This window comes from Chryseobacterium sp. 3008163, assembly GCF_003669035.1.
Lineage (GTDB): Bacteria > Bacteroidota > Bacteroidia > Flavobacteriales > Weeksellaceae > Chryseobacterium.
This window is the reverse complement of record NZ_CP033070.1, coordinates 475903-501607: the sequence shown is the minus strand read 5'-3', so window position 1 is coordinate 501607 and position 25705 is coordinate 475903. Positions and strand designations below refer to the sequence as shown.

Sequence of the window (25705 nt, the reverse complement as noted above, 5' to 3'; positions counted from 1 at the left end):
ATTAGAATTACCGGGCGTAGACGCCCTTTACGATATTTATTTATTTTAAGCGAAGATATTTTCTTCGCTTTTTTTATGTTCAAAAATTAAGATATTATGTTTACGATTACCGAACTAAGTACAGAGAAAATCAATAAGATACTGACGGAAGCTTTAGCTTTTGCCAACGGAAAAACTGCTAAAATTGAAGGTGAGGTTTTCTGCTCAAATCTGTTTTTTGAAGACAGCACGAGAACTAAAACAAGCTTTGATATTGCCGAAAGAAAATTAGGTTTGAAGGTCGTTCCGTTTGATGCATCCAACAGTTCTGTCAACAAAGGTGAAAGTTTATATGATACAGTAAAAACAATTGAAAGTATAGGGGTAAATCTGGTCGTAATCAGAGATAAGAAAGACCGTTATTTTGATGAATTAAAAAATATCAACATTCCGGTAATCAACGGCGGTGACGGAACGGGAAATCATCCTTCACAATGTATGCTCGATTTACTGACAATTTATCAGGAATTCGGAACCTTTGAAGGTTTAAAAATCGGAATCGTCGGAGATGTGAAACACAGTCGTGTTGCCAATTCGAACGCAGAAGCATTAAGAAGATTAGGAGCGAAAGTATACTTCTCAGGACCTGAACAATGGTTTGACGAAGGAGCTTTAATTGACGGAACCTATCTTTCTGTAGATGAGATGATTCACGATGTGGATGTTTTGATGTTATTGAGAATTCAGCATGAAAGACATGATTCAAAAATGAGTTTCTCAGCTTCTGAATATCATAAGAAATATGGTTTGACAAAAGCCAGAGAAAAAACAATGAAAAAAGAAGCCATCATTATGCATCCCGCACCAATCAACAGAGGTGTAGAGATCGATACTGATCTGGTAGAGTGTGAACGCTCAAGAATCTTCAAGCAAATGCAGAACGGGGTTTTCGCAAGAATGGCGATTCTGAAAAATGCTTTAGAGGAAAAAGGATTTTCTTTTAATTAAAAAGTTTAAAGTTTAAAAAGCCAAGTGAAAGTTCAAAAATAAATTGCTCTAAAAATTCCCCTCCTCTGGAGGGGTGGCGAAAATTCAAAGAATTTTTGACGGGGTGGTTTAAAGAGAAAGATTTAGATAAAATAGAAATAAAGATAAAAGTTAAAATGAAGAAAAAATTAATACTGGAGTCCGGTGAAGTATTTCATGGAGAAGGTTTCGGAGCAGAATTGGAGACAGCAGGAGAGGTGGTTTTCAATACCGGAATGACGGGATATCAGGAATTGATTTCTGACCCGTCTTATTGTGGTCAGATTGTTTGCATGACGTATCCGCTGATCGGAAATTACGGGATTAACCGTGATGACTACGAAAGCATCGAGCCTGCAATCAAAGGTTTTATTGTAAAAGAAATTTGCGATTTACCTTCCAATTTCAGAACACAGATTACTTTAGAAGAACTGTTTAAAAAGAAAAATCTTTCAGGAATTTCAGGAATTGATACCCGAAGACTGACAAGAATTCTTCGTAATTCCGGAGTGGTAAAAGGAAAAATCGTGAATGCAGATGCAGACGAAAATACTACCGTTGAAGAATTAAAATCAACGACTTTCCCAACCAATCAGGTGGAGCAGGTTTCTACAAAAACTTCTTACGCCAATCCGGGAAGAGGACTTAAAGTAGTGCTTGTGGATTTTGGGTCTAAATTAGGAATAATCAGAGAGTTATCTCAAAGAAACTGCGACATCATTGTTGTTTCTCATGATACTACAGCTGAAGAAATTCTGTTAATGGATCCGGATGGAATCATGTTATCCAACGGTCCTGGAGATCCAGAAGATAACCAACAGGCTTTAGAGATGATTCGTGGATTGTTAGGAAAAGTTCCAATTTTCGGAATTTGCCTTGGACATCAGTTAATTGGATTGGCATGTGGTGCAAAAACATTCAAATTAAAATTCGGTCACAGAGGAGGAAATCATCCGGTTTTAGATTTAGAAAAAAACAAAGTGGCTATTACTTCTCAAAACCACGGTTATGCTGTTGATCAGGAAAGCCTTAAAGGAACAGATTTAATTGAAACCCATATCGCATTGAATGACAGAACAAATGAAGGATTGAAACATAAAATTCACCCTTGCTTCTCAGTTCAGTATCACCCGGAAGCGAGCCCAGGGCCAGAAGATGCGAATTACTTGTTTGATGATTTCATCACGTTGATGGAGGATTTTAAAAAGTAAGACTGTTACTGTCATTCTGACGAAGGAAGAATCTCTAAAAATTCTATAAAGTCAATGACAAATTGTGAAATTAAATCTAAATAAAAATTAATGCTAAAAGTCTGAAATCTGACTTCTAACATCTCATATCTAAATTAGAAAATGGCAAAACGTACAGATATAAAAACAATTTTAGTAATCGGTTCCGGACCAATCATCATCGGTCAGGCAGCGGAATTTGATTACGCAGGAACGCAAGCTTGTCTTTCTCTGAGAGAGGAAGGCTACAAGGTGATTTTGATCAACTCAAACCCTGCAACGATTATGACGGATGTTGAAATCGCTGACAAGGTTTACATCGAGCCGATTTCACTTCAGTTTGTAAGTCACATCATCAGAAAAGAGCGTCCTGATGCACTTTTACCGACCCTTGGTGGACAAACAGGTTTGAACATGGCGGTAGAATTGGAAAATTCAGGGATTCTTGAAGAATGTAAAGTGGAAGTTTTAGGAACGACACTTTCTGCCATCAACAGAGCAGAAGACAGAGATTTGTTCCGTGAACTGATGAGAGAATTGAACGAGCCCGTTCCTGAATCAGATATCGTAACAACGGTTGAGGGAGCGCTTAGCTTTGCTGAAGAAATCGGTTATCCGGTAATCGTTCGTCCTGCCTTCACAATGGGCGGAACCGGTGGTGGAATCGCTGCTAATGAAACTGAATTGAAAGAAATTGCAGAATTAGGATTAAAATATAGCCCTGTTACGCAATGTCTGATCGAAAGATCAATCGCAGGTTTCAAAGAAATTGAATACGAAGTAATGCGTGATGCAAACGACAACGCGATTGTGGTTTGTAACATGGAAAATATAGATCCGGTGGGAGTTCATACCGGTGACTCAATCGTTGTAGCACCTTCTCAGACGCTTTCAGACAGAGAATATCAGATGTTGAGAAATGCTTCCCTGAAAATCATCAGAGCTTTAGGAATCGAAGGAGGATGCAACGTACAGTTGGCTTTAGATCCGCACTCATTCGAATATTATATCATCGAGGTAAACCCAAGAGTTTCTCGTTCATCGGCTTTGGCAAGTAAGGCAACAGGTTATCCGATTGCTAAAATTGCTGCAAAAATTGCGGTAGGATTAACTTTAGATGAAATTATGAATCCGGTTACGGGTAAAACTTACGCTTGTTTCGAACCGGCTTTGGATTATGTAGTAACTAAATTCCCGAGATTCCCATTCGATAAATTCGAAACAGCTGACAGAAGATTGTCAACTCAAATGAAAGCGACAGGTGAAGTAATGGCGATCGGAAGAAATTTCGAAGAGTCTTTACAAAAAGCGGTGCGTTCTTTGGAAACAGGTTTGAGACATTTAGGTTTAAAAACAAAACAGGCTGCAGCTTTAACGGACGAAGATATCGAAAGAAGAATCAGAGTTTGTGATGACGAAAGATTGTTTATCATTTGTGACGCTTTAAGAAGAGGTTACGATTGGGAACAAATCGTAGAATGGAGCAAAATCGATAAATTCTTCATCTGGAAATTAAAGAAATTAGTCGATTTCGAAAAGACAATTGCCGCTAACAGATTCGATAAAGAAATTTTGATTCAGTCTAAAAAATTAGGTTTCTCAGATCAGAATATCGCTCATTTGTGGGAGTCTACTCAAAGAGAAGTTTACAATTTCAGAAAAGAAAACGGAATCATTCCGGTTTACAAAATGGTAGACACTTGTGCTGCTGAATTTGAAAGCGAAACTCCATATTTCTATGGAACTTACGAAGAGGAAAACGAATCTGTAGTTACCGACAAAGAAAAAATTATCGTTTTAGGTTCGGGACCAATCAGAATTGGGCAGGGTGTTGAGTTTGATTACGCAACCGTTCACTCTGTTTGGGCAATCAAAGAAATGGGCTACGAAGCGATTATCATCAACAATAATCCTGAAACAGTTTCTACAGACTTCTCGATTTCAGATAAATTATACTTTGAGCCATTAACGGAAGAGGATGTGATGAGTATCATCGACCTTGAAAAACCAAAAGGTGTTGTAGTTCAATTCGGTGGACAAACTGCCATCAATTTAGCAGATAAATTAGCAGCTTACGGAGTTAAGATTTTAGGAACTTCTTTAGAAGATCTTGATAGAGCTGAAAACAGAGATAAGTTTGAAAAAGCCCTTCAGGAAATGGGAATTCCTCAGCCTTTAGGAAAAACTTCAACTTCAAAAGAAGAAGCGATTGTGATTGCCAACGAGATCGGTTATCCGGTTTTGGTTCGTCCAAGCTATGTTTTGGGAGGTAGAGCAATGGAAATTGTGTACAATGAAGCAGAATTGGCTCACTACATGGAATTTGCGGTAGATGCAAGTCCGGATCAGCCGGTTTTGGTGGATCGTTACATTACGGGAAGAGAAGTGGAAGTAGATGCGATTTGCGACGGCGAAACAGTAATCATTCCTGGAATTATGGAGCATATCGAAAGAGCAGGTGTTCACTCCGGTGACTCGATTGCAGTCTATCCGCCACAGAATGTTTCTCAGGCAGAAATCGATACTTTGGTAGATTATACCGAAAGATTGGCTAAAGGATTGAATGTGATTGGTTTAATGAATATTCAGTACGTTCTTTTTGAAGGAAATGTATATGTGATTGAAGTAAACCCACGTTCATCAAGAACAGTTCCTTTCTTGTCTAAAATTACGGATGTTCCGATGGCAAACCTGGCTACCAAAGCGATTTTAGGTCAGAAACTGAAAGATTTAGGCTATAAAAACGGATTGGTTCCCAACAAAGAAGGTGTTTTCGTAAAAGTTCCTGTGTTCTCTTTCTCAAAATTAACCAAGGTTGATATCTCTTTAGGACCAGAAATGAAGTCTACGGGAGAAGTAATGGGGAAAGATACTACTTTAGAGAAAGCTTTGTACAAAGGATTGGTTGCAGCGGGAAGAAAAGTTCCTATGCACGGTTCAATCTTATTCACGGTAGCTGATAAACACAAGCAGGAAGCAGCTGATTTGGCATCAAGATTCCATGAAGTTGGCTTCAGAATCTGGGCAACAGAAGGAACTGCAAAGTTCTTTGCAGAACAAGGGATTCCTTGTAAAATCGGATACAAAATAGGAGAGGAAAGTGTCAACTTAATCGACTTAATTCAGAAAGGAAAAGTTCAATATGTTGTCAACACCATGACGAAAGGAAAACAGTCTGAAAGAGACGGTTTCCAGATCAGAAGAATGAGTGTCGAAAACGGTGTTCCTTGTTTAACATCAATGGATACGGTTGAAGCAATCCTGAAAGTAATCGAAAGCATGAGTTTCAAAATGGAGACGATGTAATTTTCGGATCTAAAATATTTTTTTTAAAACGCATCTTTTTTAAGGTGCGTTTTTTTATTTTTTTTACTCATAAAAAATTATAGGTTAAATGATTTAAAGAAAATTAAAATATTTTTTTATTCTTTATTATTTTTTACAATTATTATGAAAATAATAATATTTAGTAGATTATTTTGATTTATATAACTTTGAAAGAAATATTAAAAAACACAGTTAAAAAAAATTAAATGAATAATAAATTTTTTTATTCCCTATTTATAATCGCTTATTCAAATGTTTCTGCTCAAAAAGATGTAAATGCAAAAATTATAATTGATGAAAATGCAAATCTTCAGATCACTCAAAACTTTAAACCAAATAATAAGAATATATATTTATTTCCAAAATATATTTCTTTGAATGACACTTCAGTAAAGTTTATAGCCGATGAAACTGCTAATTTTTCAAGCTACGAGATTGAAAATGTTGATCAAGTTAATTTCGCTTTAAATTCAGATAAAGCATTTTTTAGTAATGATTTTTTTATTACAACTTCTAGATATTTAGGTACCAATAAAAATGAATTTTTTAAAGAGAAAAAATTTGATTTAGATATTATTTCTAAAAAATATAAAATCATCTATCCTTCAAATGAAGATTTGAAACAAAAATTTATTAGCGAACCAGTTATCGTTGGAGGAAATTTCAAACTCGTCGAAAATAAAGGGTTTAAAATTTATTATCTCGAAAAAGAAACAAAGCTTTCAGAATTAATAAAAGGCTCTGATGAAATGGAAAAAGCTTTCGAGATGTATAAGAACTATTTTGGAAATAAAGATAAACCGACAATAGTTTTTGCACCTATTGATGGTCGCAGTATAACAAATGAGGGTATCATCATTTATAACAACAAATCTCTGAAAAAAGAATTTAGTACTACTATTTCTCATGAAATTGGTCATATTTGGTTCGGCGAAGATGGTGTTATTTTCAGGGAAAATTTATTGACCGAAGGCTTTACAGAGTTTCTTGCATTGAATTATCTTACATCTAAATACGGAGAAGATAAAGTAGAGAAAATAATTAAGGAAAAATATTATGCAACAGAAGGTTTAAAAAATTTTACGGATATCAATATGAAAGTTTCCGACAAACAAAAAGCTGATATTTTGTCATACAGTTTGCTGCCTCTTTTTTTACACTCTAAACAAAAAAAAGATAAAAACTTTATTAATATTGTAGCTGACTTTTACAAGTACAAAAATCAGAATCGTAAGACAAGTCTTGATGAACTTAACTATTATCTTCAATCGAAAGGATTAGAAACCTTATTTACGGATAAAATTCCGGATTTTTTTATTAGTCCTTGTAATTCGTCAAATGTCTGTATATATTCTACTTCCGAAAAGAATATTGATGTGGAAGTAGATTATATTTCAAATAATAATGAGAAATCAAGAAAAGTTATAAATATTACGAATAAAAGTCCGCAAGTTTTAGACACTGAAAAAATTAAAAAAATTATTGTTGATCCAAATTATAAAATTCAGCAGGTTTCAAGGCTAAATGACATTTGGAATAATGATGAAGACAATATTTTTAATAAAAACAGATATTTTGATATTAAAATCTTAAATCCAGAAATTGCAAAAATTTCCAATGATGTTGCAAATTTTTTCACTAGTCAGGAAAATATAGGAATTTTAAAAAGTATCATTGTAAATGAAGAGCAAAGAAAAATAATTGATAACTTAAAAGAAAAATTTTTAAAATCATCAAATACTTTATTGACTGGAGCTGTAACTTCATTTGCTGAAAATAAAAATATAATTTTTCTTGCTTTTGCATTTTATGATGAATTAAAAACAGAAACGAATGTTTTAAAATTCAGTTTAAAATTGGATGAAAAACACTCAAAATTGGAATCTGTTAAAATTTATGAATAATTATTTATATCAAAGTAAATTAGAAAAAGAATTGAAATTTATTGAGTTTTAACAGAAAGCATTAGGTCAAAACAAATTTTTGGTGTCTTATCTTTTTTATTTAAGACTTCTTATATTGGAGATTTTGATGAAAAAAAAATATTGGACTATTCTGATAATGCTTGAAGAGTTTAAAAAAATTATTTGATAAGAGAATAGATTAAAACACCAATACCAGCATAAGCGGCAACAGTAATGATATCAGCGATGGGTTGTGAAAAGCGTTTTTCAGCGATTTTTTCACCATTGATCTGGTTTTTATGGAATTTCAGAATTTTTTTAGGATTATGAACCGGATGTGCAACCAGACTGTCATTTTCCCATTTATCAACTATTATTTTATAGGTCTTGCCATCAACGTCAATTCTAACATTTTTATTAGGTGCAAGTTTCTCCTGAATATTGACAGGCGCTTGTTGTGGATTCAGACTTTTGGATTCTGCTGTTTTACTTTTCGCTTGCGTAGGAGTATTATCAGTAAGATTTACACTCTTTTTAGATTCCTGTTCATTGTCGGTTGTTGTATTCGATTGTTTTTTAACCTGGTAGGTGTAGCAACTCACAAGACAGAATGATATAATGATGAGATAAAGATTCTTTTGCATTGGTCAAATTTAAGAATTAAATGGAATATTCAGTATTTTCTTTTGAAAAATTCTATGTTTAAAAATTTATTCCTACTGAAAAAAAGCAATCGATATTGATTTTTAAATATCTTAAATATTAATTCTATAATTTAACCTAAACTTCTGTCCAAATGTACGTAACCACCATCCACATGAATCAATTGTCCTGTTGTATGCGAAGATCTTTCTGATAAAAGAAACGCTGCCATATTAGCAATTTCTTCTGAGGTCGTCATGCGGTTTTCGAAAGGTATTTTTGATGTAATGCTACTTAATTTTTCATCCGGGTTTTCAAACGTAGAAATCTACGATTGGTAAAGCGGTGTCCACGCTTCAGCAACAATAAACTGTGTCAAATATTTTGAAATGAATTCCAGCCCCAAAGCATAATTTCCTCCTAATAACATGACATGACAGGCCAGGATAGTAGAAGATAGTTAAGAAATCTTGAAATTTATTAATGATTTTTTAATGTTATTTTTTTATCCAGCAATAAGCGAACGCATTAACTCTATAACAAAAAAATATAATTATTATAAACAAAAATCAAATTTATTATTAAAATGGTTTTTAACTAAAAAAATGTAATTTAGAATAAAATAAATTCATAAAAACGCAAAAATGGAATATCAAGCAACTTCAGAAAAATTCACCACTTTCAAAATAACAAAAGACGAAAAGATAATCGGGGAATTGCACTACAAAAATTGGTTTAAATTCAATGCTGAAATTGAAATTTTAAACTCAAAATATCAAGTCGAACCGAAAGGTTTTTGGGGAACGACAGTTGAAGTAATAGACGGGAAAAATGTGATTTTGAAATTCGCAATGAATTGGGATGGCAATGTTCTTTTGAAAACTTATTTTGAAGATACCGAAAAAGACTACATTTTTAAACACCAAGGTTTTTTTAAAGAATCATTTTTATTGACAGACCAAAAAGGATCTGAGCTCATGATGATGAAGCCAAATTTTAAATGGAATAGTTTGAACTACGAATATCAAATGATGACTTCCGAAATTTTAGAAACATTTGACGAGAAAAATATTTTGCTTTTGATTTCACTGCATTGCGCCAACTATTACATGTCAATGATGATGGGAATGTGAGCTTAATTGATTTTATAATAAGGTGCATCTAAGTATTTGCTGGGCTTTATGTAAACCATTTTTCTATCCGCATCAAAAATCCAATTGAATCTTTTCATAACGTCTGCTGCAAAGTAATTTTTATGTTGTGTTTTGAGTTCGCCTGTGAAAAATCCTGCAGTTACATCTTTTAGAATAATATTTCCCAATTTTAGAGATGGTAGAATGCCTTGTTTGGTGGTAATGCTTTGTCCCGCAGAGTTTTTCATGACTTTTTCACCTGTAATTTTCAGGTTTTTATCCAACTCTTTTCCGTCTGCAAACTCATTGCTATATAATAATCCTCCTGAATAACCTGATTGCAAAAGGAAATTCGCTTGATATGGTTTTCCATCGATTATATTGTCAGCAACGATATAAAACTGTCCATTTTCGACAGAAAGTGGGAGAGGTTGATAATCTTTCAAATCCGGAAGTTGATTGTAGATGACAAATTTGTTTTGATCATAATCAATTTTAAATATTTTATCTTTAAAAATTCCGGTTCCTATTTTCCCGTCGGCTTCATGACCTGTAAATTCATTGTCAAAAAATCTTATGTTTTTGTAGTTTTTGTTGCCAATTTTCACTGTATTTCCGTTGCTTATTTCATCTTTAAAAAAGATATTGTCAGCTTTTCTTGTTCTTTCCGGTGAAATCGATGCATCTTCCATGGCAATCTGAAACATAAGATGAAGTGAATCTTTGTCGTTTACCAAAGTTTTTACAATGATATTGTTGTGTTTTGTCAATCTGAATGGAATTGTTTCCTGAGCTTTGAGTATCACTGAACCAATCATTAATGATAGAACTAATGCAATTTTTACAAACATTTTCAAATAAAATTTAGCCAAATATAAACATTAAATTTATCTCTGTAAATTGATATAATTTATTCTTAAAATTTATATATATTAGATCAATTAAATATCCCAAATGACGAAACATCAACATCGTGTGAACGAGGTTTATCATTTCTTTGATAATAAAGATACTGTATTAGGTTTTAGAAAACTGCTCGACTGCGCTATCGATACGCAGAACATGGAAATCTATAAAGAAGCCATCAACCTGACAGACTGGAAAGAAACAAATAGCCACGCAATAAGCGAGTTTATTGAAAAGTCTAAAATTCTTCTTGAGAAAATTGAAAAAATTCAAGTGCAGGAACATTCGGCTGAGAAACCTGTGCTTTGTGCAAAAAATATTTTGAAATCTTACGGCAGCAACAGATTTTCTCTCGGTCCGGTTTCTATGGAAATCAATAAGGGCCAAGTCTACGGTTTGGTAGGAGAGAACGGAAACGGGAAAACGACACTTCTGCGAATTTTAGCCAAAGAAATTTCTTTTAATGAAGGGGAACTCAATTATTCTTTCAATTCTGAGCCGAAAAATGAATATGACCTTTGCACAAAACTGGTGTACATCCCGCAACGTACTGAAAAATGGTATGGAAGTTTGAAAGATAACTTGAAATTCGTTTTGTCAAATTACAACGTTAAACCCGAAGAAAATGAAATACGAACGTTGATGATGATCGCCAGATTGGGGCTTTGGAATTACAAACATTTGAAATGGAACGAGCTTTCTTCCGGTTACAAAATGCGTTTTGAATTAGCCCGAACCCTTTTAAGAAAACCTGAAATTCTTTTATTGGATGAGCCTTTAGCCAACCTTGATGTCTTGGCTCAGCAGGTTATTCTGGAAGATTTAAAATCAATTGCCAACTCTGTTAATCACCCGATTGCTTTGATTTTAAGCTCGCAGCAATTATATGAAGTCGAAAAGGTTTCAGATAAAGTTATCTTCCTGAAAAACGGTCAGTACAAAGACAATTCTGAATTGAAAGACACTGAAAATGCAAGTTTGATTATAGAAATTGACACCACCAATTCAAGAGAACATCTGCTTGAAGTTTTTAAAGATTTTGCTCTAGAAAAACTGAATTTTAATGGTGGAGTTTATGTTGCCTATTTCTCAGCTGAAACTGAATTTCATAATGTCATCACAGCTTTAGGACAAGCGAAAACAGATTTGGTTTACATTAGGAATATCTCATCTTCTACGAGAAGATTTTTCGTTAATTAATCTTCTTTAATTCAAATTAAAAATGCAAAAAATAAATAAAATTAATCAATATTTATTAGAGAAATATCCTACTGTTTGGAATACCAAAATTGTGTGGATGCTTTTGGCAAGCTTGCTTGTTCACATTCTCTTTTTCATCATCGGCTATCTTTCGCACCTCGACCCGGTTTCTTTGCAGACACGTACAGTGAGAGATGATTATTTCAAAAACGGACTGATATTTATTCATCTAATTATCTCTATTTTGATGATTGTGGGATGGCTGATTATGATGTTTAAAAACAATGCGTTCAAAAACTTTTATCCTTTATCACGAGGTAAACTCTTTTCGCAGTTTGTACAGTATTTTGTGATTATTTTTGCGAGTACCACTTTCTATTTTTCATACATGTCTGGTTTTAAAATATTTGTTAATCATAAATATCCCGACTCTGAAATGAAAGAAAATATCGATATCGTCAACAGAAGTTATCCTTTTCTTTCCCAGAATTTAGAATTGTACACTTTAGAAAACAGACTTTCTCCACAACCTTTTTATGATCTTTACTGCGAAACCGAGATTAAAAAAGTGGATCGAAATAAAAAATATTTTGTCTATTACAACAGGGTTTATCAGTATTATACGATGTATTCTAAAAAGTCTTACAAAAAAGATGAAAATCATGAATACATTCTTCCGGATTATGAAAGAAACAAAGGAATTGAAGCTGTAAAGTCTGACCGAAACGAAAATTTTGAAACTTTTTACTTTAAAAAAGATGTCGTTGATTTGTCATCTTACATAAAAAATACAGCGCCAAGTTATTATAACTTTTCTGACGTTTTTTATGAAAATAAATTCTCAGATCAAAATTATGAAGATTCATATTATACTGGTTATAATGATTATAATAATGTTTCAGAGGGCGATTTAAAATCCAGACAAGCTGAAATCAACAGGAAAACTTCTGAGCTTCTTAATAAAAATAATCATGTTGAAATTGAAAAACTGCTTTCCCAATTTTTAAATATTTCTGAAAAATTTAAAATCAGAAACAATTTAAAGGCAAAAGAATGGACTAATATGGTGTATTCTCCGCAAAATTTTGAAGTCAGATATTTTATCAAAACTTACAAACCTGAAAAAGGGGAAAAATATAACCCAAACAGTTCTTCATATTATTCTGACAGAGAAAATAATGAAGTTGCCGAAGCTGCTGCGATTGCGGTTGATTCTGCAGCAGCATCGTATGTTGATGAGAACGGAACGATTGTCGATGACTCGATTTCTATCAAAGAATTTAATCCTGAAATCAATAAACAGATTTCTCCTGAAAAATACTTTTATAATAACGTCTCTGAGTTTTACTACTATCAAGATAACCTGAAAGACCTTCTGAATAATGTTGATTATGTGAAAAGTGAAGATTTCTTTTCGCAAAATATTCACATTTATCTTTGGATTTCTTTTTTCCTTTCAACACTGATTTTTAGTTTTAGAATTACAGGTTTAAAATCGCTGTTATTCAGCATTATCAGTGCAGGAGTCTTAGTTTTGGCAGTTGTTCTGATAACTGTCTTATATTCATTTTCTCACATAGGAAAAGAAGAGTATTTTGTCTCTCAATTAGGTTTGTTGATATCAATAGTTATCTTGTTGATTCCGTTATTGATGATGAATAAATTTAATAAACTGGTGACCTCAATTTTTGTCAATATTTCGTTGAATGGCTTTGTACTTTTTGTATTGCTGATTTTTATAATTATTTCAATGTATCAAAGAGATGCTTGCCAAGGAACCGTTTATGATCCTGTAAAAGGAGTAGGATATGAAGACTGTCAATCAATTATAGATTCACTTGGGCTTTTCCTCAGCTATATTCTTTTAGTGATAGGATTTATTTTCACCTATTTTTATACCACTATTCTCCAAAAATGGAAAGCCAGATCTGAATAAATTTAAAATAATCTAAGCCTCACAAGTTTTATTGTGAGGTTTTTTATTTAAAGCGAATAATACTTTAACAAAATTTATCAAACTCAAAAACCAATTTCTGACATCCATTTCGTAATTTTAGCAAAATTTAAAATAAGTGAAAAAGTTATTATTTGCAGTTTGCATATCAGCTTCGATGTTCAGTTTTGCACAAGATTATTCTGTACCGGCAGCAAGTCCTCGTCAGAAAGTAGAACAGCAGTTTTCTATGTCTAAAATCTCTGTAGACTACGGAAGACCAGGCGTGAAAGGAAGAAAAATTTTCGGAGAATTGGTTCCTTACGGACAAGTTTGGAGAGCGGGTGCCAACTCATCTACAAAAATTACATTCGGGCAGTCTGTGAATTTTGGTGGAAAAGTAGTTTCTGCAGGAACTTACGGTTTGTTCATCGTACCAACAGAAAAAGATTGGAAAGTGATTTTAAATAAAGATTTCCAGCAATGGGGAGCTTACACTTACGATCCAAAACAAGATGTTGTAGACGTTACAGTTCCGGTTAATAAATTGACTGATAAACAAGAGTGGTTTGAAATTACATTAAACCCAACTGACGAAAACTCAGGGAATTTGGTAATTAAATGGGATATGGCTCAGGCTGAGGTAGCTTTAAAACCTGCAAAACCTGAAGCAGTAACCAAGATTGCTGAGAAATTGAAGGAAATCAAAAAGATAGAATCTGACGCTGCAAAAGCAAAAAGCTAAGATTTAAAATTATTAAGATGAATTTTTCTATTCAACCTGTTTTAGAAAACGAAAAATATCAATTAATCCCCTTACAGCAAGGGGATTTTGAATTGTTGTATGAAGTGGCTTCCAATCCAAAAGTCTGGGAGCAACATCCGAATAAAGACCGTTATAAAAGAGAAGTCTTTGAAAACTTTTTTAAAGGTGCGATGGAAAGTCAGGGCGCTTTTAAAATTGTAGAAAAATCTACCGGAGATATTCTAGGAAGTACTCGTTTTTATGATTTTGATGAATCCAAAAACAGCATTTTCATTGGCTACACTTTCTACGGAACCAATTCTTGGGGGAAAGGCATCAATCCACAGATTAAAAAGCTGATGATGGATTATGTTTTTCAGTTTGTAGATAAAGTGTATTTCCATATCGGAAAAGAAAATTTCCGTTCGCAAATTGCTTTAGAAAGATTGGGCGGACAAAAGATTGCTGAAGAAGAAGTGGCTTATTTTGGTGAACCGACGAGAACTAATTTTGTGTACGAAATCAAAAAAGAAAATCATTTTTAAGTAAGTTTCACGCAGATTTTGAATGCTGAAAATATATCAGCAAAATCTGCGAGAGATTTAAATTATAGCTTGTCAACAATTTGTTTTATATAAAAAACTTTGTGAGCTTTTATAAGTGAAACGGCTTTGTGTAACTTAAAAACATTTAGTAGTTAAAAAATCTTTGCGACCTTTGCGTTAAAAAATAATTAGTAATAAAATGAAAAAATATAAAATTCAGAAATCACCTTTTGTAGTTCCTACAAACGACGGAAAATTGATAGAAGAACACTGGGGAAACTCAACCCAGAACCCAAATATTTCAATTGCACACATGGTTGCTCCGCCAGATTGGAGCGAGCCTCATCAAACTCCTGAATTTGATGAATTTACCATTATTATTTCAGGTAAAAAGCAATTTGAAATTGATGGAGAAAATGTTATTTTAGAAAAAGGACAAAGTATTTTAATTGAAAAAGGGGCAAGAGTACGTTACAGCAATCCGTTCTCAGAACCGTGCGAGTATATTGCGATCTGCCTCCCTGCATTTTCGATGGAATTAGTGAATAGAGAACAAGAAATAATTTAAATATGGCGTTACAAATTTGTCCTAAATGCAAAGAAAATTCATTTACTTGGTTTATCAACGGGAAAACTCATCTGACGAGTTGGAGTTGCTTTAGTTGCGATTACGAAGCGAAGCAGACTGACAATGTTGAGCTAGTATGTGAAAACTGCAAAGAAAAATCAAAAATAAGGTTAAAAGATAGAGAAAATGAATATTGTTGGTGTTCTAATTGTAGCACAACCAGTGATTTATAAACAAAAACAACCTCAATCAATGAGGTTGTTTTTACTTTATTATATTTCAATTACTTCAAAATTTCTTTCAAAAACATCAGCGTGTGATTCCAGGCTCTTTTTGCCATCACGGGATTGTAATCTGCAGATTTTGGGTCAGTAAAAGTGTGTTTTGAGTTGGCGTAAGTAATGATTTGCCAATCTGCTTTTCCATCATTCATTTCTTTTATCAGGTTGTTATAATCTTCTGGAGTTACTCCTTTATCCTCCGCAGGGTTTTCTACTAAAATTTTAGTTGAAATAGCTTCATTCGGTCTCGACTGATCTTTTCCAATGCTTCCGTGAATGGAAACTACGCCCACAACAGGCAATTTTCCTCTCGCAGATTCTAAAGCTCCGGTTCCGCCAAAACAATATCCGATGACGGCAATTTTTTCAGGAATGGCTCCGTTTTTTTTCAGTTGTTCCAATGCAAGAGAAATTCTCTTTTGGTAGGCTGCGTAATCTTTTTTGTAAAATCCTGCAGTTTTTCCGGCAGAGGTATTGTCTGCAGGAATATTTCCTTCACCATAAATGTCGGCGATAAATGCAATATAACCTTGTTTTTCTAAATCTGCGGCTGCAGTTTTTGCTTCATCGTCAATTCCTTTCCATGCGGGAAGTATGAGAACTCCGGGAAGTTTTTTTCCGGCATTTGAAGTGACCAAGCCGTTTAGTTTTTGAGTGCCGTCTTGATAAGAAACTTTTTTCAGATTCTGACTGAAAACTGTTGCTGAAGCAAGCAAAGTTGCGGTGATGAAGATTGATTTTATCATATTTTTGTAATCATTTAAAATTAATGAACACAAATCGCACCAATAATTTCTCAAATCTCACAACTTAAAATATTTCTCTGTTACAAATTTGTTATATTAGTTTTTAAGCTAAAATTTATTCTAATCCTCAACCTTAATCCGCTCTATAAAACTGATATTCTCCATTCTCATAATACGCATTGATATGCTGCAAACCATTCGTTAAAACAATTTCAGAAGCACCAATAATGGAATTGTATCTTGCAGTTTGTTCGAAAGTTTTTTCAGTGAGTTTAATTTGCGGAGCTTTACATTCAATCAGAATTTTAGGCTGTGCTTTTTCGGTAACCAAAAGGTCAATTCTTTTCGTTAAACCATTGAGAACAATCTTTTTTTCTGTAATCAAAGCAGATACAGAATAAGATTTTACTGTGAGATAATAATGAATCCAATGCTGCCGAACCCACTCTTCAGGCGTCAGCAAAAGGTAAGTTTTGCGTACCAAGTCATAGATAAAAAACTTATCTTTGTCTTTCTTGAATTTAAAATCAAAAGTTTCCTGAAAATTCAGTTTGGGAAGTTCCATTAATTAAGATGAAAGAATTAGATTTAATCCTCAAAATATTAAAAATAAAGAAGTATTACCGATTTATTTTTTCCACGGAGAAGAACCTTACTTTATTGACGTTGCTGTAAAAGCCCTTGAACACGACTTTCTGGAGGAAGACGAAAAAGCCTTCAATCAAACTGTGACTTACGGAAAAGACACAACCTATCAGGAAGTGCTTTCTTTGGCAAGACAGTTTCCGATGATGGGCGACAAACAGATGATTATTGTAAAAGAAGCGCAGGATTTAAAATTTAATGATGAGGAAAGCAGAGCTTTAGAAGCGTATGTTGAAAATCCGGTTCCGTCTACGGTTTTGGTTTTTGCACACAAACACAAGAAGTTAGACAGCCGAAAAAAGGTTACTAAAACTTTAACGAAAATAAATGCGCTTTTTCTGAGCGAATCGTTCAAAGACCACAATCTTCCAAAATGGATTGCCGATGAATGTCTCAGATTAAAAATAAAAACTGCCCCGAATATTTCTCATCTTTTGGCAGAATATCTTGGGAACGACCTTTCAAGAATATCTAATGAATTAGGTAAACTGAAAATTATTCTGAAAGAAGGGCAGATTTTAGACGGAACTATCGTTGAAAATCACATCGGAATCAGTAAAGAATTCAATGTCTTCGAATTGCAGAAAGCTTTAGGTACTAAAAATGCAAATGCTGCATTTAAAATCGCTCATTTTATGGGTAAAAACCCTAAGAATAATCCGTTTGTGATGTTACTTTCGAGCTTGTACAATTATTTCTCAAATGTGATCATTTACAATACAATGATTGGTCAATCGCCACAAGTGATTGCTTCGCAGATGGGCGTGAACCCTTACTTTTTGAAAGATTATGCCGAGGCGGCAAGGCTGTATCCTTTAAAACATTCTACCAGAGTGATTTCTATTTTGAGAGAATTTGATATGAAAGGGAAAGGTTTGGGCGCTGTGAATATGAGTGAAGCCGAACTAATAAAGGAATTGGTTTATAAGATTATCAATGTTGATAAAATCAAAATGAAGGTTTAGATTGAATGTAGTCATTTCTTTTATTTGGGCGACATTTTCCGCCCTCCGTTCCCGCTTTTTTGCTACGCAAAAAGAGCTCCACTCAGGTCGGGTCGCAAAGAGTCATAGTAAAGAAATGCAGTTATCGAAAACCAACATATTTAATATTGACAAGTATCATTAATTTTTCTTTAATTAAATATTAAAAATCACGAACTTTGTCGTCTTAAAATTAAAATCTTTTTGAAAAGAGAATTATGGAAGAAAATATTTTAGATTGTGTGATCGTAGGATCTGGACCTTCTGGTTTTACAGCAGCAATTTATGCAGCAAGAGCAGACCTTAAACCACAATTATATACAGGTTTGGAACCGGGTGGACAATTGACGACAACGACTGAAGTTGATAATTTCCCTGGTTACCCTGCAGGAATTACCGGCCCTGAAATGATGATGGATCTGCAAAAACAAGCTGAAAGGTTTGATACAAAAGTTCTTTACGAAATGATTACCAAAGCCGAATTTTCTAAAGAGGTTGGTGGTGTTCATAAACTATATGCAGGAAATAAAGAGATTTTTGCTAAAACTGTGATTATTTCTACAGGTGCTACTGCAAAATATTTAGGTTTAGACGACGAAAAAAAATACAATGGAGGTGGAGTTTCAGCATGTGCAACCTGCGACGGATTTTTCTACAGAGGAAAAGATGTAGTCGTAGTAGGAGCGGGCGATACCGCAGCTGAAGAGGCAACTTATCTTGCGAAATTGGTGAATAAAGTAACAATGTTAGTGAGAAAAGGTGAATTCAGAGCTTCAAAAGCAATGATTCACAGAGTTGAAAATACACCGAATATTGAAGTAAAATTTCACCATGAATTGATTGGAATTGAAGGGGAAAATAATTTGGTGGAAAGAGCAGTTGTGATCAACAATCAAACTCAGGAAAAATCTACAGTTGATGTACACGGGATTTTCATCGCTATTGGTCATAAGCCAAACACTGATATTTTCGCTGGCCAAATTGATTTAGATGAAAACGGATATATCGCAACTGAAAAAGGTTCTACAAGAACTAATCTTCCGGGAGTTTTTGCGGCAGGAGACGTTCAGGATCATATCTACAGACAAGCAATTACAGCGGCAGGAAGCGGTTGTATGGCAGCCATGGATGCGGAAAAGTATTTGGCAGAATTACATTAATTCTAAATTTTTGGTACAATAATTAATTTCCATTAAAAATAATCCAATTGATTTTTAATGGATTATTAATTTTAAGTAAAATTTAATTTAAAATTGTTTTGCAGATATTGAAAAGAGTTTTATATTTGCACCACCAAAAACAACGACATATATCGGAGTTAATGGAGAGATGGCAGAGTGGTCGATTGCGATAGTCTTGAAAACTATTGACTGTAACAGGTCCGGGGGTTCGAATCCCTCTCTCTCCGCTAAAAGGGTCTTCAACATGAAGACTCTTTTTTTTTCATATACAAGAAGGCCTTTGTCTTTCATTTTCAAAGAATTATGAGAGAAGATACCAAGCATAGTAGGTGTTCGATAGATACCGTTTTCATAATAAAGGTTGCTGTCGAACACCAAGTTTACGAATTCCCTTTTTTGTATTGTATTTGCCTTTGAATATATTTGTCTTATGTCATTTAAAGAGTTGAGATTTTTCTCTAAGATTTTATATGCTTTATTCTGATTGGTACTTAATCTCTCTATACTTGTATTCAACACTCTAATCTCAGTATTATATAAATTTGACCATCTCTCAAAAGTTTCCTTGGTAATATCATTTTTTATCCACTTATCTTCTACTGAATATAAGTTTTGTTCAGTCTCTGATAATTTTTTCTGGTTTTCTTTAAGAACAAGTTGGTTCTCCTTCAGTTCTAGGTCAAGTGATTTTCTGCATGACAATTTAATTTTCTTTATGTTTTCAATAGACAAACTCATGAGATCACAGATTCTTAAAAACTGCTCATGTGACTTGATAGCACTTATATTATTATGCTTTGAATGTTTGCATTTATAATAGTAATAATACCTACCAGCTTTACCTCGAGAAGGCGCTCCGGATAAAGGTTGCCCACAATGACATTTTAATACGCCTCTAAGTGGTATATTATCATCTATTACAGTTTTAATCTTCATAGGACGTTTCATCTTCTCTTGAACAATTTTCCACGTAAGCAAATTTATTATTGGTTCGTGAATACCCGGAAACAGACCCCCAGCATACTCTTTGTGTGATTCTACTTTTAACAATCCTGCATATACAGGATTTCTTAGAACTCTTTCCACAGCCATATTCCCTTTTCTATTGAAACCTATACTCAGAGCATTTTCTTTTATTAGATATAAGGGCGTACCTCCTAAGTATGAATCATAAATAAAACGAACTATTTTTGCTTCTGCTTCATTAATTACTAATTTTCTATCCTTTCTTTCACCTTGCTTTGTATAGCCGAAAGGAGCGTTTTTATATACAAAACGACCTTCTTTTGCTTTTGCAGTGTAAATTCCACCCTTAACTTTTATGCTTCTGTTAATATTATCTTCTTCAGCTAAAAGCAATTGAAGACCTGCACGAAAAAAACTTCCAGGAGTATTATAATCGAAGGTAATACCTTCAGTAACACTAACAATTTGTATATTGTATTTTTGTTGTAAAAGTTTCACTAAACTCATCGCTTCACCAGCATCTCGACTGAATCTATCAAGTTGGTCAACCAAAAGATAATCTACTGAGCTGTGATGTTTTGTGATGAATTCTCTTAATTTGTTAAAATCAGGACGATCAAATGTTCTAGCACTTTTACCTCTGTCAATAAATGTATCAACTAGCGTTACATCATTAAATGCTAACCATTGATCTGTATAAAGCTCTTGTCTTTCAATAGAGCCATTACTTTGTCCCAGTTGACTGAATCTTAGATATCTTATCGCACGTTTCATAATATTCTTTTAAGGTAATAGAAACAATTATTCTTACAATCAGCTTATTTAACAGCTCCTCTTTCTCCTCTTCTTTTTTCTGTTCGAAGGTTAAAATATTTTTTTCTATAAAAGAGTTATCTTTTTTATCATTATTTCTTTCCATTGCTTCTGACATTTATGTTAGCAAATCCATAGTAGATATCTAACATACTTAGAAAGGTGATACTTGCACTGACTATGGCATTATAGAGTCAATGTTAGGTATTGAATGGCTTTACCATACAAAAAAATCTCAAATATCAACTTACATTTAATTGCTCAAAGAAAAAAATAAGAAAGGTAAATCTTGCTAAGTTATTTATAATCTGAATATTATACAATACTTTGTGTCGTAATTAAAAAAATAAATAAAATATAGATGATCATTAAAATTCATGGAGATTCATTTTTTATCTATTGAATTGAATAGATATTTTTCAGAATAAATCGTACAGCTGACACCCCGTGATTCAAAGCCAAAAACAAATGGCATAAACTGTTTCGTCCCTTAAGGTACTATCGAATATTCCCTTTCTTTGCGTACCTCCAGTTGTCTGATAAGATTATGTTATTTCTTTTTTCCGGTTTTTCTTTCGAAAAATATTAGCGAAGCCTAGATGGGAACACAGCAAAGCCCTTTAATACAATGATATTCAAGGGTTTTTTTTATAGGGGCAAACAGGGAGCTGAAAAGTTATTTGAAATAACTTGATTATCTAACAATTTGCTTTAAAAGACTTAACTAAAGGTACATTTTTTATAAATCGATGTCCGATTTTGGACCCATAACCGAAGAAATATAGAAATTTTTTATTGAAGATTTAGAAAGAATTGCTACAATTTCACAAAATAGATAATCCTGTTTAGAGATTTCTAATTCTGAAGCTCGGATATTTAAGAAATGATTTTGTTTTAAATAGACGTCTTAGTATATTGCAAACTAATAGCTACTTGTAAATGTCCAATTTCGAAGCTTTTTATGACTACATTAAAAAAATGTCCGGAGAAATACTTTCTGAGGGTGAAAAATTAGTGATCGAAGCTCATATGAAACCACGAAGGTTCCGGAAAAAACAATATTTTCTGCAGGAAGGAGATGTCTGCAAATATACAGGATTTATCGTAAAAGGATCTGCCAGAACATTTTCTGTGGATGAAGAAGGAAATGAAAATATTCTTAAACTAAGTGTCGAAAACTGGTGGCTGGCTGATTTTGAAAGTTTTTATCATCTGACGCCAAGTCAGTACAACATACAGGCAATAGAGGATTTAGAAGTGTTGCAGGTGACCAATGCTCAGGTTGAAGAATTTTTTAAACATATCCCGGCATTTTCGGCAATGATGGAGGTCATCAAGCAGAACAATGCAATTGCAAATCAAAAAAGGATGCAAGCTGTTATCCGTTATACAGCAGAAGAACGTTTTTCTGATTTTGTCAATAATTATCCTCACTTTTTACAACGGTTTCCTCAAAATATGATTGCGTCCTATTTAGGTTTGTCTCCTGAAACATTGAGCAGATTGCGAAAAAAAATAAATTCAAAATAGAAATTTATACTAATATCTTCTCTCTTTTATTTTCCTTCTTCTAATTTCAAAAAAATACTTCCAGAAACTTCAAATCTATGACTTGATTTAAATCAAGTGTATTTAATGATTCAGGTCAAGAATGCATTTGTGCTGAGGAAATATCTTTGTACTTATAATTCAGAACAGAATATCTGAAAAATTTAAAATGTACAATTATGAGTAAATTAAAAAACAAAGTTGCAGTAATCACTGGCGGAAACAGTGGTATAGGTCTTGGTATCGCAGAGGCATTAAAAAATGAAGGCGCAACAGGCGCAATTGTTGGTAGAAATCAGGAAACTTTAGACAAAGCTTTAGCGCTTCTTGGAGACGGATTTATCGCTATCAATGCCGATGTAACAAAAGCTGAAGATCTTGAAAAAGCGTTTAAAACAACAGCAGATAAATTTGGAAAGATTGATATTTTGGTAGCCAATGCTGGTGCAGGAAGCGTAGGAACGGTTGCAACTACAACTGAAGAAGATTATGACAGATTAATGAATTTGAACCTAAAAGCAGTTTATTTCACAGTTCAAAAAGCTTTACCTCATTTGAATGATGGTAGTTCTGTTATTCTTATCGGATCCAATGCTGCACATCGCGCTTATGCATCATTCACCCTTTATGGCGCTGCAAAATCTGCTGTAATTTATTTGGCGAAAGGATTTTCTACGGATCTTTTAGACAGAAAAATAAGAGCGAATGTGATAACTCCTGGTACAACGGATACTCCGGCATTTGAAAAGTTTATTCCTGCCGAACAAATCACTTCTGTGAAACAACAGTTTGCTGAAGCCGTGCCGGCGGGCAGGATAGGGCAACCTTCTGATATCGGAAGTGCTGCGGTGTTTTTGGCTTCCGACGATTCTTCTTTTATGCTTGGTACTGAACTGCTTGTTGATGGAGGAATGACTTATCTGGTGAAATAATTTGTTTTAATCCTTATTACAAGATTATGATTTAATCTAAGTACTCCTCTAATATTAAAAATGCCGAATAACGATAAAATTATTTGGCATTTTCATTCATAAAATTAAATCTTCTTCAAAAATCAAAAATCACAAATAATTAAATATCTGTAATTTTCATATTTACTGAATGTTTCTGATTATCAATATGTACTAAAAACCATACATCCCACCCGAAACAGAAATCTGCTCACCTGTAATCCACGCTGCATCATCAGAAGCAAGGAATACCGCAGCTTTGGCAATATCTGACGGCTGACCTCTTCTTCCAAGTGGTGTTTTTTCGATAAACATTTTTCATAATCACTTCCCGCAGTCACGCCCGCATTGGCTGCACCTTCTGTATCTGTAGCGCCCGGCAAAATAGAATTGATACGTATGTTTTTTGCACCCAGTTCTTTAGACAATGCAATCGTAAAAGCATCTACCGCAGCTTTTGTAGAAGAATACAGCGACGCATGAGGAAGTGGAGATTTACTTGCGCCTGAACTGATATTGATGATGTTTCCACCATTGTCTCCAAAAAGTTTCAGAGCTGACTGGATGGTTAAAATTGTTCCTAATACATTCACGTTAAAACTTTTGTGAAAATCCTCCACCGTAATCTGTTCAATACCTGCATATCCTTGAGATACTGCATTGTTAACCAAAATATCCAGCGTTCCGAAAGCTTTTTTGGTTTCTTCAAACAATCTGTTGACATCTGCTTCATTGGAAACATCTGCCTGTACAGCTATTGCCACACCGCCGTAGTCGGTGATGATCTTAACGATATCTTCCGCAGCTTCTTTGCTCGAAGCATAATTTACGACAACTTTTGCACCTTCGTGGGCGAAGTATTTTGCAATTGCAGCACCTATTCCTTTTGCAGCACCTGTAACTATCGCTACCTTGTTTTCCAATTTACTCATAATTTCTATATTAATTTCTTTAAATTCGTCAGATTATTTTCGTTCTGATTTATATGCAAAGTTGCCGCATCATAGCTATCTGTGCATTGATATTCATCACGGATTAATGGTGACAAATGTCAATTGAAACCTGTGACTTAAATCAGAAAATTATCTTAAATGATTGTAAAAAAGAAGTTTATGCGAAATGTGAAAAATGAAGAAATTCGTGAAAGGGTAGAATAACAAAGACGAAAAGTTCTTCCGTATAAGCTTTTTAATTTGCTAAAAGCTTTAATCTTGGACAAATTGAATTGAGATATCAAGAATAATAAACCAACAAAGTTTTGCAGAATCAAGCATTATTTAGTAAGTTATTAGATCAAAAATGAAAGAAGATTTCCGATGGTTTATGAGTTAAAATTTATTTCAGTGCGTTTTTCTTGATTCTACTCAGCGTTTCAGATGACAATCCAAGATAAGAAGCAATCATATTTTGCGAAAACCGCTGCAGAAAATAGGGATAGTTTTCCACCAGTTCTTCATAGCGCTCTTCAGCGGAGTAGTTGATCGCCTGCATTCTTTTCTGTGTTGCAATCGTGTTGTTTTGATTGATAATATTTGACATCGCGGAAAAGGCTGGGATATGTTTGAGAAATTCTTCAATTTCCGCGTTTGTTGTTTGCAGTAATTCCAGTTCCTCCAATGCTTCAATATGATAGCGGCTTGGTGTCAGTCGATAAAAACTTTCGAAATCTGTAAGCCACCAATTTTCTACAGACAATCTCAATATATTTTCATGTCCTTTTTCATCTACAGTAAAGGTCTTTGCAGAACCTTTCACAATAAACGCAATAAATTTGCACACGTTACCTTCCTGTAAAAAGTATTGCCGTTTTCGGAGTTTTCTCGGTTTAAAATGTGCCGTCAGCAAATGCTTATCATCTTCGGACAGTATTTTGCCTGAAATTTCCTGAACGTAATCGAAAAACATTTCAAAATTGGACATTGTAAAAGTAACTTAAAGGCCAGCAATTTACTCAATTTATAAGATATCTCAAAGATGCAGATAATAGGTGTTGGAAAGTTAGATTGAACTACAGATATATTTGTAAATATAAAACGCATAACGGAAGGTCCAAAGAATTGCTCAATAGCAAAGCTTCAGTTCAGCTGAATGATGAATTGAAAGAAAATCCTTTGCTGATACATTGTTTGACTTCTTAATTAAATCCATAAGACAGTGTAATGTCAACCTTGTATGGAAATGATATCGCGTTTAATTATGCTGAGAAAAATTTGGATTCAAATTACCCAAATGGTGCACTTTTACATTAAGTTACCTGGAAACAAAAGCCATATGAGTTATGGTTTGTAGCCAATATTCCCGGCGAAATAAAATCAATCGAAAAAAAACAGTTTATTTTGAATAAGAATTATTAAAGGAGAGTTGTTAAAACAAATAAAGGTAGGTACGGAGATAGAAATGTCAAGAAAGAATTTTATGTATGGACAAAAATGGACGTTTCTCGTTACTTCTACTA

At 33.7% G+C, this 25705-nt stretch carries 19 protein-coding genes, 1 tRNA gene and 4 pseudogenes; 15 read left to right on the top strand and 9 right to left on the bottom strand.

The features are described from left to right. Window positions 1-96 precede the first annotated feature (96 nt). From EAG08_RS02175 to EAG08_RS02160, 4 genes are all read left to right on the top strand, one after another. A complete protein-coding gene (locus EAG08_RS02175; protein WP_129534007.1) occupies window positions 97-987 on the top strand; it encodes an aspartate carbamoyltransferase catalytic subunit in 891 nt (296 codons plus the stop codon). Window positions 988-1142: 155 nt separating this feature from the next. Continuing rightward, complete coding sequence (locus tag EAG08_RS02170; protein ID WP_129534006.1) at window positions 1143-2216, top strand: carbamoyl phosphate synthase small subunit; 1074 nt, start codon at window positions 1143-1145, stop codon at window positions 2214-2216. A 141-nt stretch (window positions 2217-2357) separates the two neighbouring features. Further along, on the top strand, window positions 2358-5540 hold the full coding sequence (gene carB / locus EAG08_RS02165) for a carbamoyl-phosphate synthase large subunit (RefSeq protein WP_129534005.1): 3183 nt from the start codon (window positions 2358-2360) through the stop codon (window positions 5538-5540). Window positions 5541-5767: 227 nt separating this feature from the next. Then, window positions 5768-7465, top strand: a complete 1698-nt coding sequence (locus EAG08_RS02160; protein WP_129534004.1) for a hypothetical protein — start codon at window positions 5768-5770, stop codon at window positions 7463-7465. A 179-nt stretch (window positions 7466-7644) separates the two neighbouring features. Here EAG08_RS02160 and EAG08_RS02155 read toward each other — a convergent pair whose 3' ends face one another. Then, window positions 7645-8109, bottom strand: coding sequence for a hypothetical protein (locus tag EAG08_RS02155; protein WP_129534003.1), 465 nt, complete (start codon window positions 8107-8109; stop codon window positions 7645-7647). A gap of 131 nt (window positions 8110-8240) precedes the next feature. After that, window positions 8241-8474, bottom strand: a pseudogene (locus EAG08_RS02150) (SDR family oxidoreductase); the annotation flags it as partial. A 277-nt stretch (window positions 8475-8751) separates the two neighbouring features. On the opposite strand from EAG08_RS02150, the gene EAG08_RS02145 reads away from it, so the two are divergent. Beyond that, entirely contained in the window at window positions 8752-9240 is a 489-nt protein-coding gene (locus EAG08_RS02145) for a hypothetical protein (protein WP_129534002.1), read from the top strand. A gap of 2 nt (window positions 9241-9242) precedes the next feature. Here the strand turns inward: EAG08_RS02145 and EAG08_RS02140 are convergent, their stop codons facing one another. Then, entirely contained in the window at window positions 9243-10091 is an 849-nt protein-coding gene (locus EAG08_RS02140; RefSeq protein ID WP_129534001.1) for a hypothetical protein, read from the bottom strand. A gap of 103 nt (window positions 10092-10194) precedes the next feature. Here EAG08_RS02140 and EAG08_RS02135 point away from each other — a divergent pair, with 103 nt between their 5' ends. From EAG08_RS02135 to EAG08_RS02115, 5 genes are all read left to right on the top strand, one after another. Next, window positions 10195-11346, top strand: coding sequence for an ATP-binding cassette domain-containing protein (locus EAG08_RS02135; RefSeq protein WP_129534000.1), 1152 nt, complete (start codon window positions 10195-10197; stop codon window positions 11344-11346). Between the two features lie 22 nt (window positions 11347-11368). After that, window positions 11369-13282 (top strand): hypothetical protein, encoded by a 1914-nt coding sequence (locus EAG08_RS02130; protein WP_129533999.1) that lies wholly within the window; start codon window positions 11369-11371, stop codon window positions 13280-13282. A gap of 136 nt (window positions 13283-13418) precedes the next feature. Then, window positions 13419-14024 (top strand): DUF2911 domain-containing protein, encoded by a 606-nt coding sequence (locus tag EAG08_RS02125; RefSeq protein ID WP_129533998.1) that lies wholly within the window; start codon window positions 13419-13421, stop codon window positions 14022-14024. Between the two features lie 17 nt (window positions 14025-14041). Continuing rightward, window positions 14042-14569: a GNAT family N-acetyltransferase gene (locus EAG08_RS02120; RefSeq protein ID WP_129533997.1), complete on the top strand. Its 528-nt coding sequence runs from the start codon at window positions 14042-14044 to the stop codon at window positions 14567-14569. A gap of 199 nt (window positions 14570-14768) precedes the next feature. Continuing rightward, window positions 14769-15137: a cupin domain-containing protein gene (locus tag EAG08_RS02115; protein WP_129533996.1), complete on the top strand. Its 369-nt coding sequence runs from the start codon at window positions 14769-14771 to the stop codon at window positions 15135-15137. Between the two features lie 283 nt (window positions 15138-15420). On the opposite strand, the gene EAG08_RS02110 is transcribed toward EAG08_RS02115, so the two are convergent. Continuing rightward, a complete protein-coding gene (locus EAG08_RS02110) occupies window positions 15421-16164 on the bottom strand; it encodes a dienelactone hydrolase family protein (RefSeq protein WP_129533995.1) in 744 nt (247 codons plus the stop codon). Window positions 16165-16297: 133 nt separating this feature from the next. After that, the gene (locus EAG08_RS02105; protein ID WP_129533994.1) at window positions 16298-16729 is read right to left on the bottom strand and encodes a type I restriction enzyme HsdR N-terminal domain-containing protein; all 432 of its coding nucleotides are present in this window, start codon (window positions 16727-16729) and stop codon (window positions 16298-16300) included. A gap of 8 nt (window positions 16730-16737) precedes the next feature. Between EAG08_RS02105 and holA the strand changes: the two are divergent. The 3 genes and pseudogenes from holA to EAG08_RS02090 all read left to right on the top strand — a co-directional run bounded on the left by holA (window position 16738) and on the right by EAG08_RS02090 (window position 19200). Continuing rightward, window positions 16738-17774: pseudogene (gene holA / locus EAG08_RS02100) on the top strand (DNA polymerase III subunit delta). Window positions 17775-18010: 236 nt separating this feature from the next. Further along, entirely contained in the window at window positions 18011-18952 is a 942-nt protein-coding gene (gene trxB / locus EAG08_RS02095; protein WP_129533992.1) for a thioredoxin-disulfide reductase, read from the top strand. Between the two features lie 163 nt (window positions 18953-19115). Beyond that, window positions 19116-19200: transfer RNA gene (locus EAG08_RS02090), tRNA-Ser, on the top strand. A 772-nt stretch (window positions 19201-19972) separates the two neighbouring features. Here EAG08_RS02090 and EAG08_RS23065 read toward each other — a convergent pair. Together EAG08_RS23065 and EAG08_RS02080 are read right to left on the bottom strand one after the other, a co-directional pair. Next, a pseudogene (locus EAG08_RS23065) lies at window positions 19973-20713 on the bottom strand (recombinase family protein); the annotation flags it as partial. After that, window positions 20664-20870, bottom strand: coding sequence for a hypothetical protein (locus EAG08_RS02080; protein ID WP_072408530.1), 207 nt, complete (start codon window positions 20868-20870; stop codon window positions 20664-20666). The gene EAG08_RS02080 and the pseudogene EAG08_RS23065, both read right to left, overlap by 50 nt. A gap of 860 nt (window positions 20871-21730) precedes the next feature. Between EAG08_RS02080 and EAG08_RS02075 the strand changes: the two genes are divergently transcribed. Continuing rightward, complete coding sequence (locus tag EAG08_RS02075) at window positions 21731-22282, top strand: Crp/Fnr family transcriptional regulator (protein WP_228446724.1); 552 nt, start codon at window positions 21731-21733, stop codon at window positions 22280-22282. Between the two features lie 197 nt (window positions 22283-22479). Next, complete coding sequence (locus EAG08_RS02070) at window positions 22480-23232, top strand: SDR family NAD(P)-dependent oxidoreductase (protein WP_129533990.1); 753 nt, start codon at window positions 22480-22482, stop codon at window positions 23230-23232. 192 nt (window positions 23233-23424) lie between these two features. Here the strand turns inward: EAG08_RS02070 and EAG08_RS02065 are convergent. Beyond that, a pseudogene (locus EAG08_RS02065) lies at window positions 23425-24182 on the bottom strand (SDR family NAD(P)-dependent oxidoreductase). Window positions 24183-24585: 403 nt separating this feature from the next. Further along, window positions 24586-25170 carry a Crp/Fnr family transcriptional regulator gene (locus tag EAG08_RS02060; protein ID WP_129533989.1) on the bottom strand — a complete coding sequence of 195 codons (585 nt, stop codon included), beginning with the start codon at window positions 25168-25170 and terminating at the stop codon, window positions 24586-24588. Between the last annotated feature and the right edge of the window lie 535 nt (window positions 25171-25705).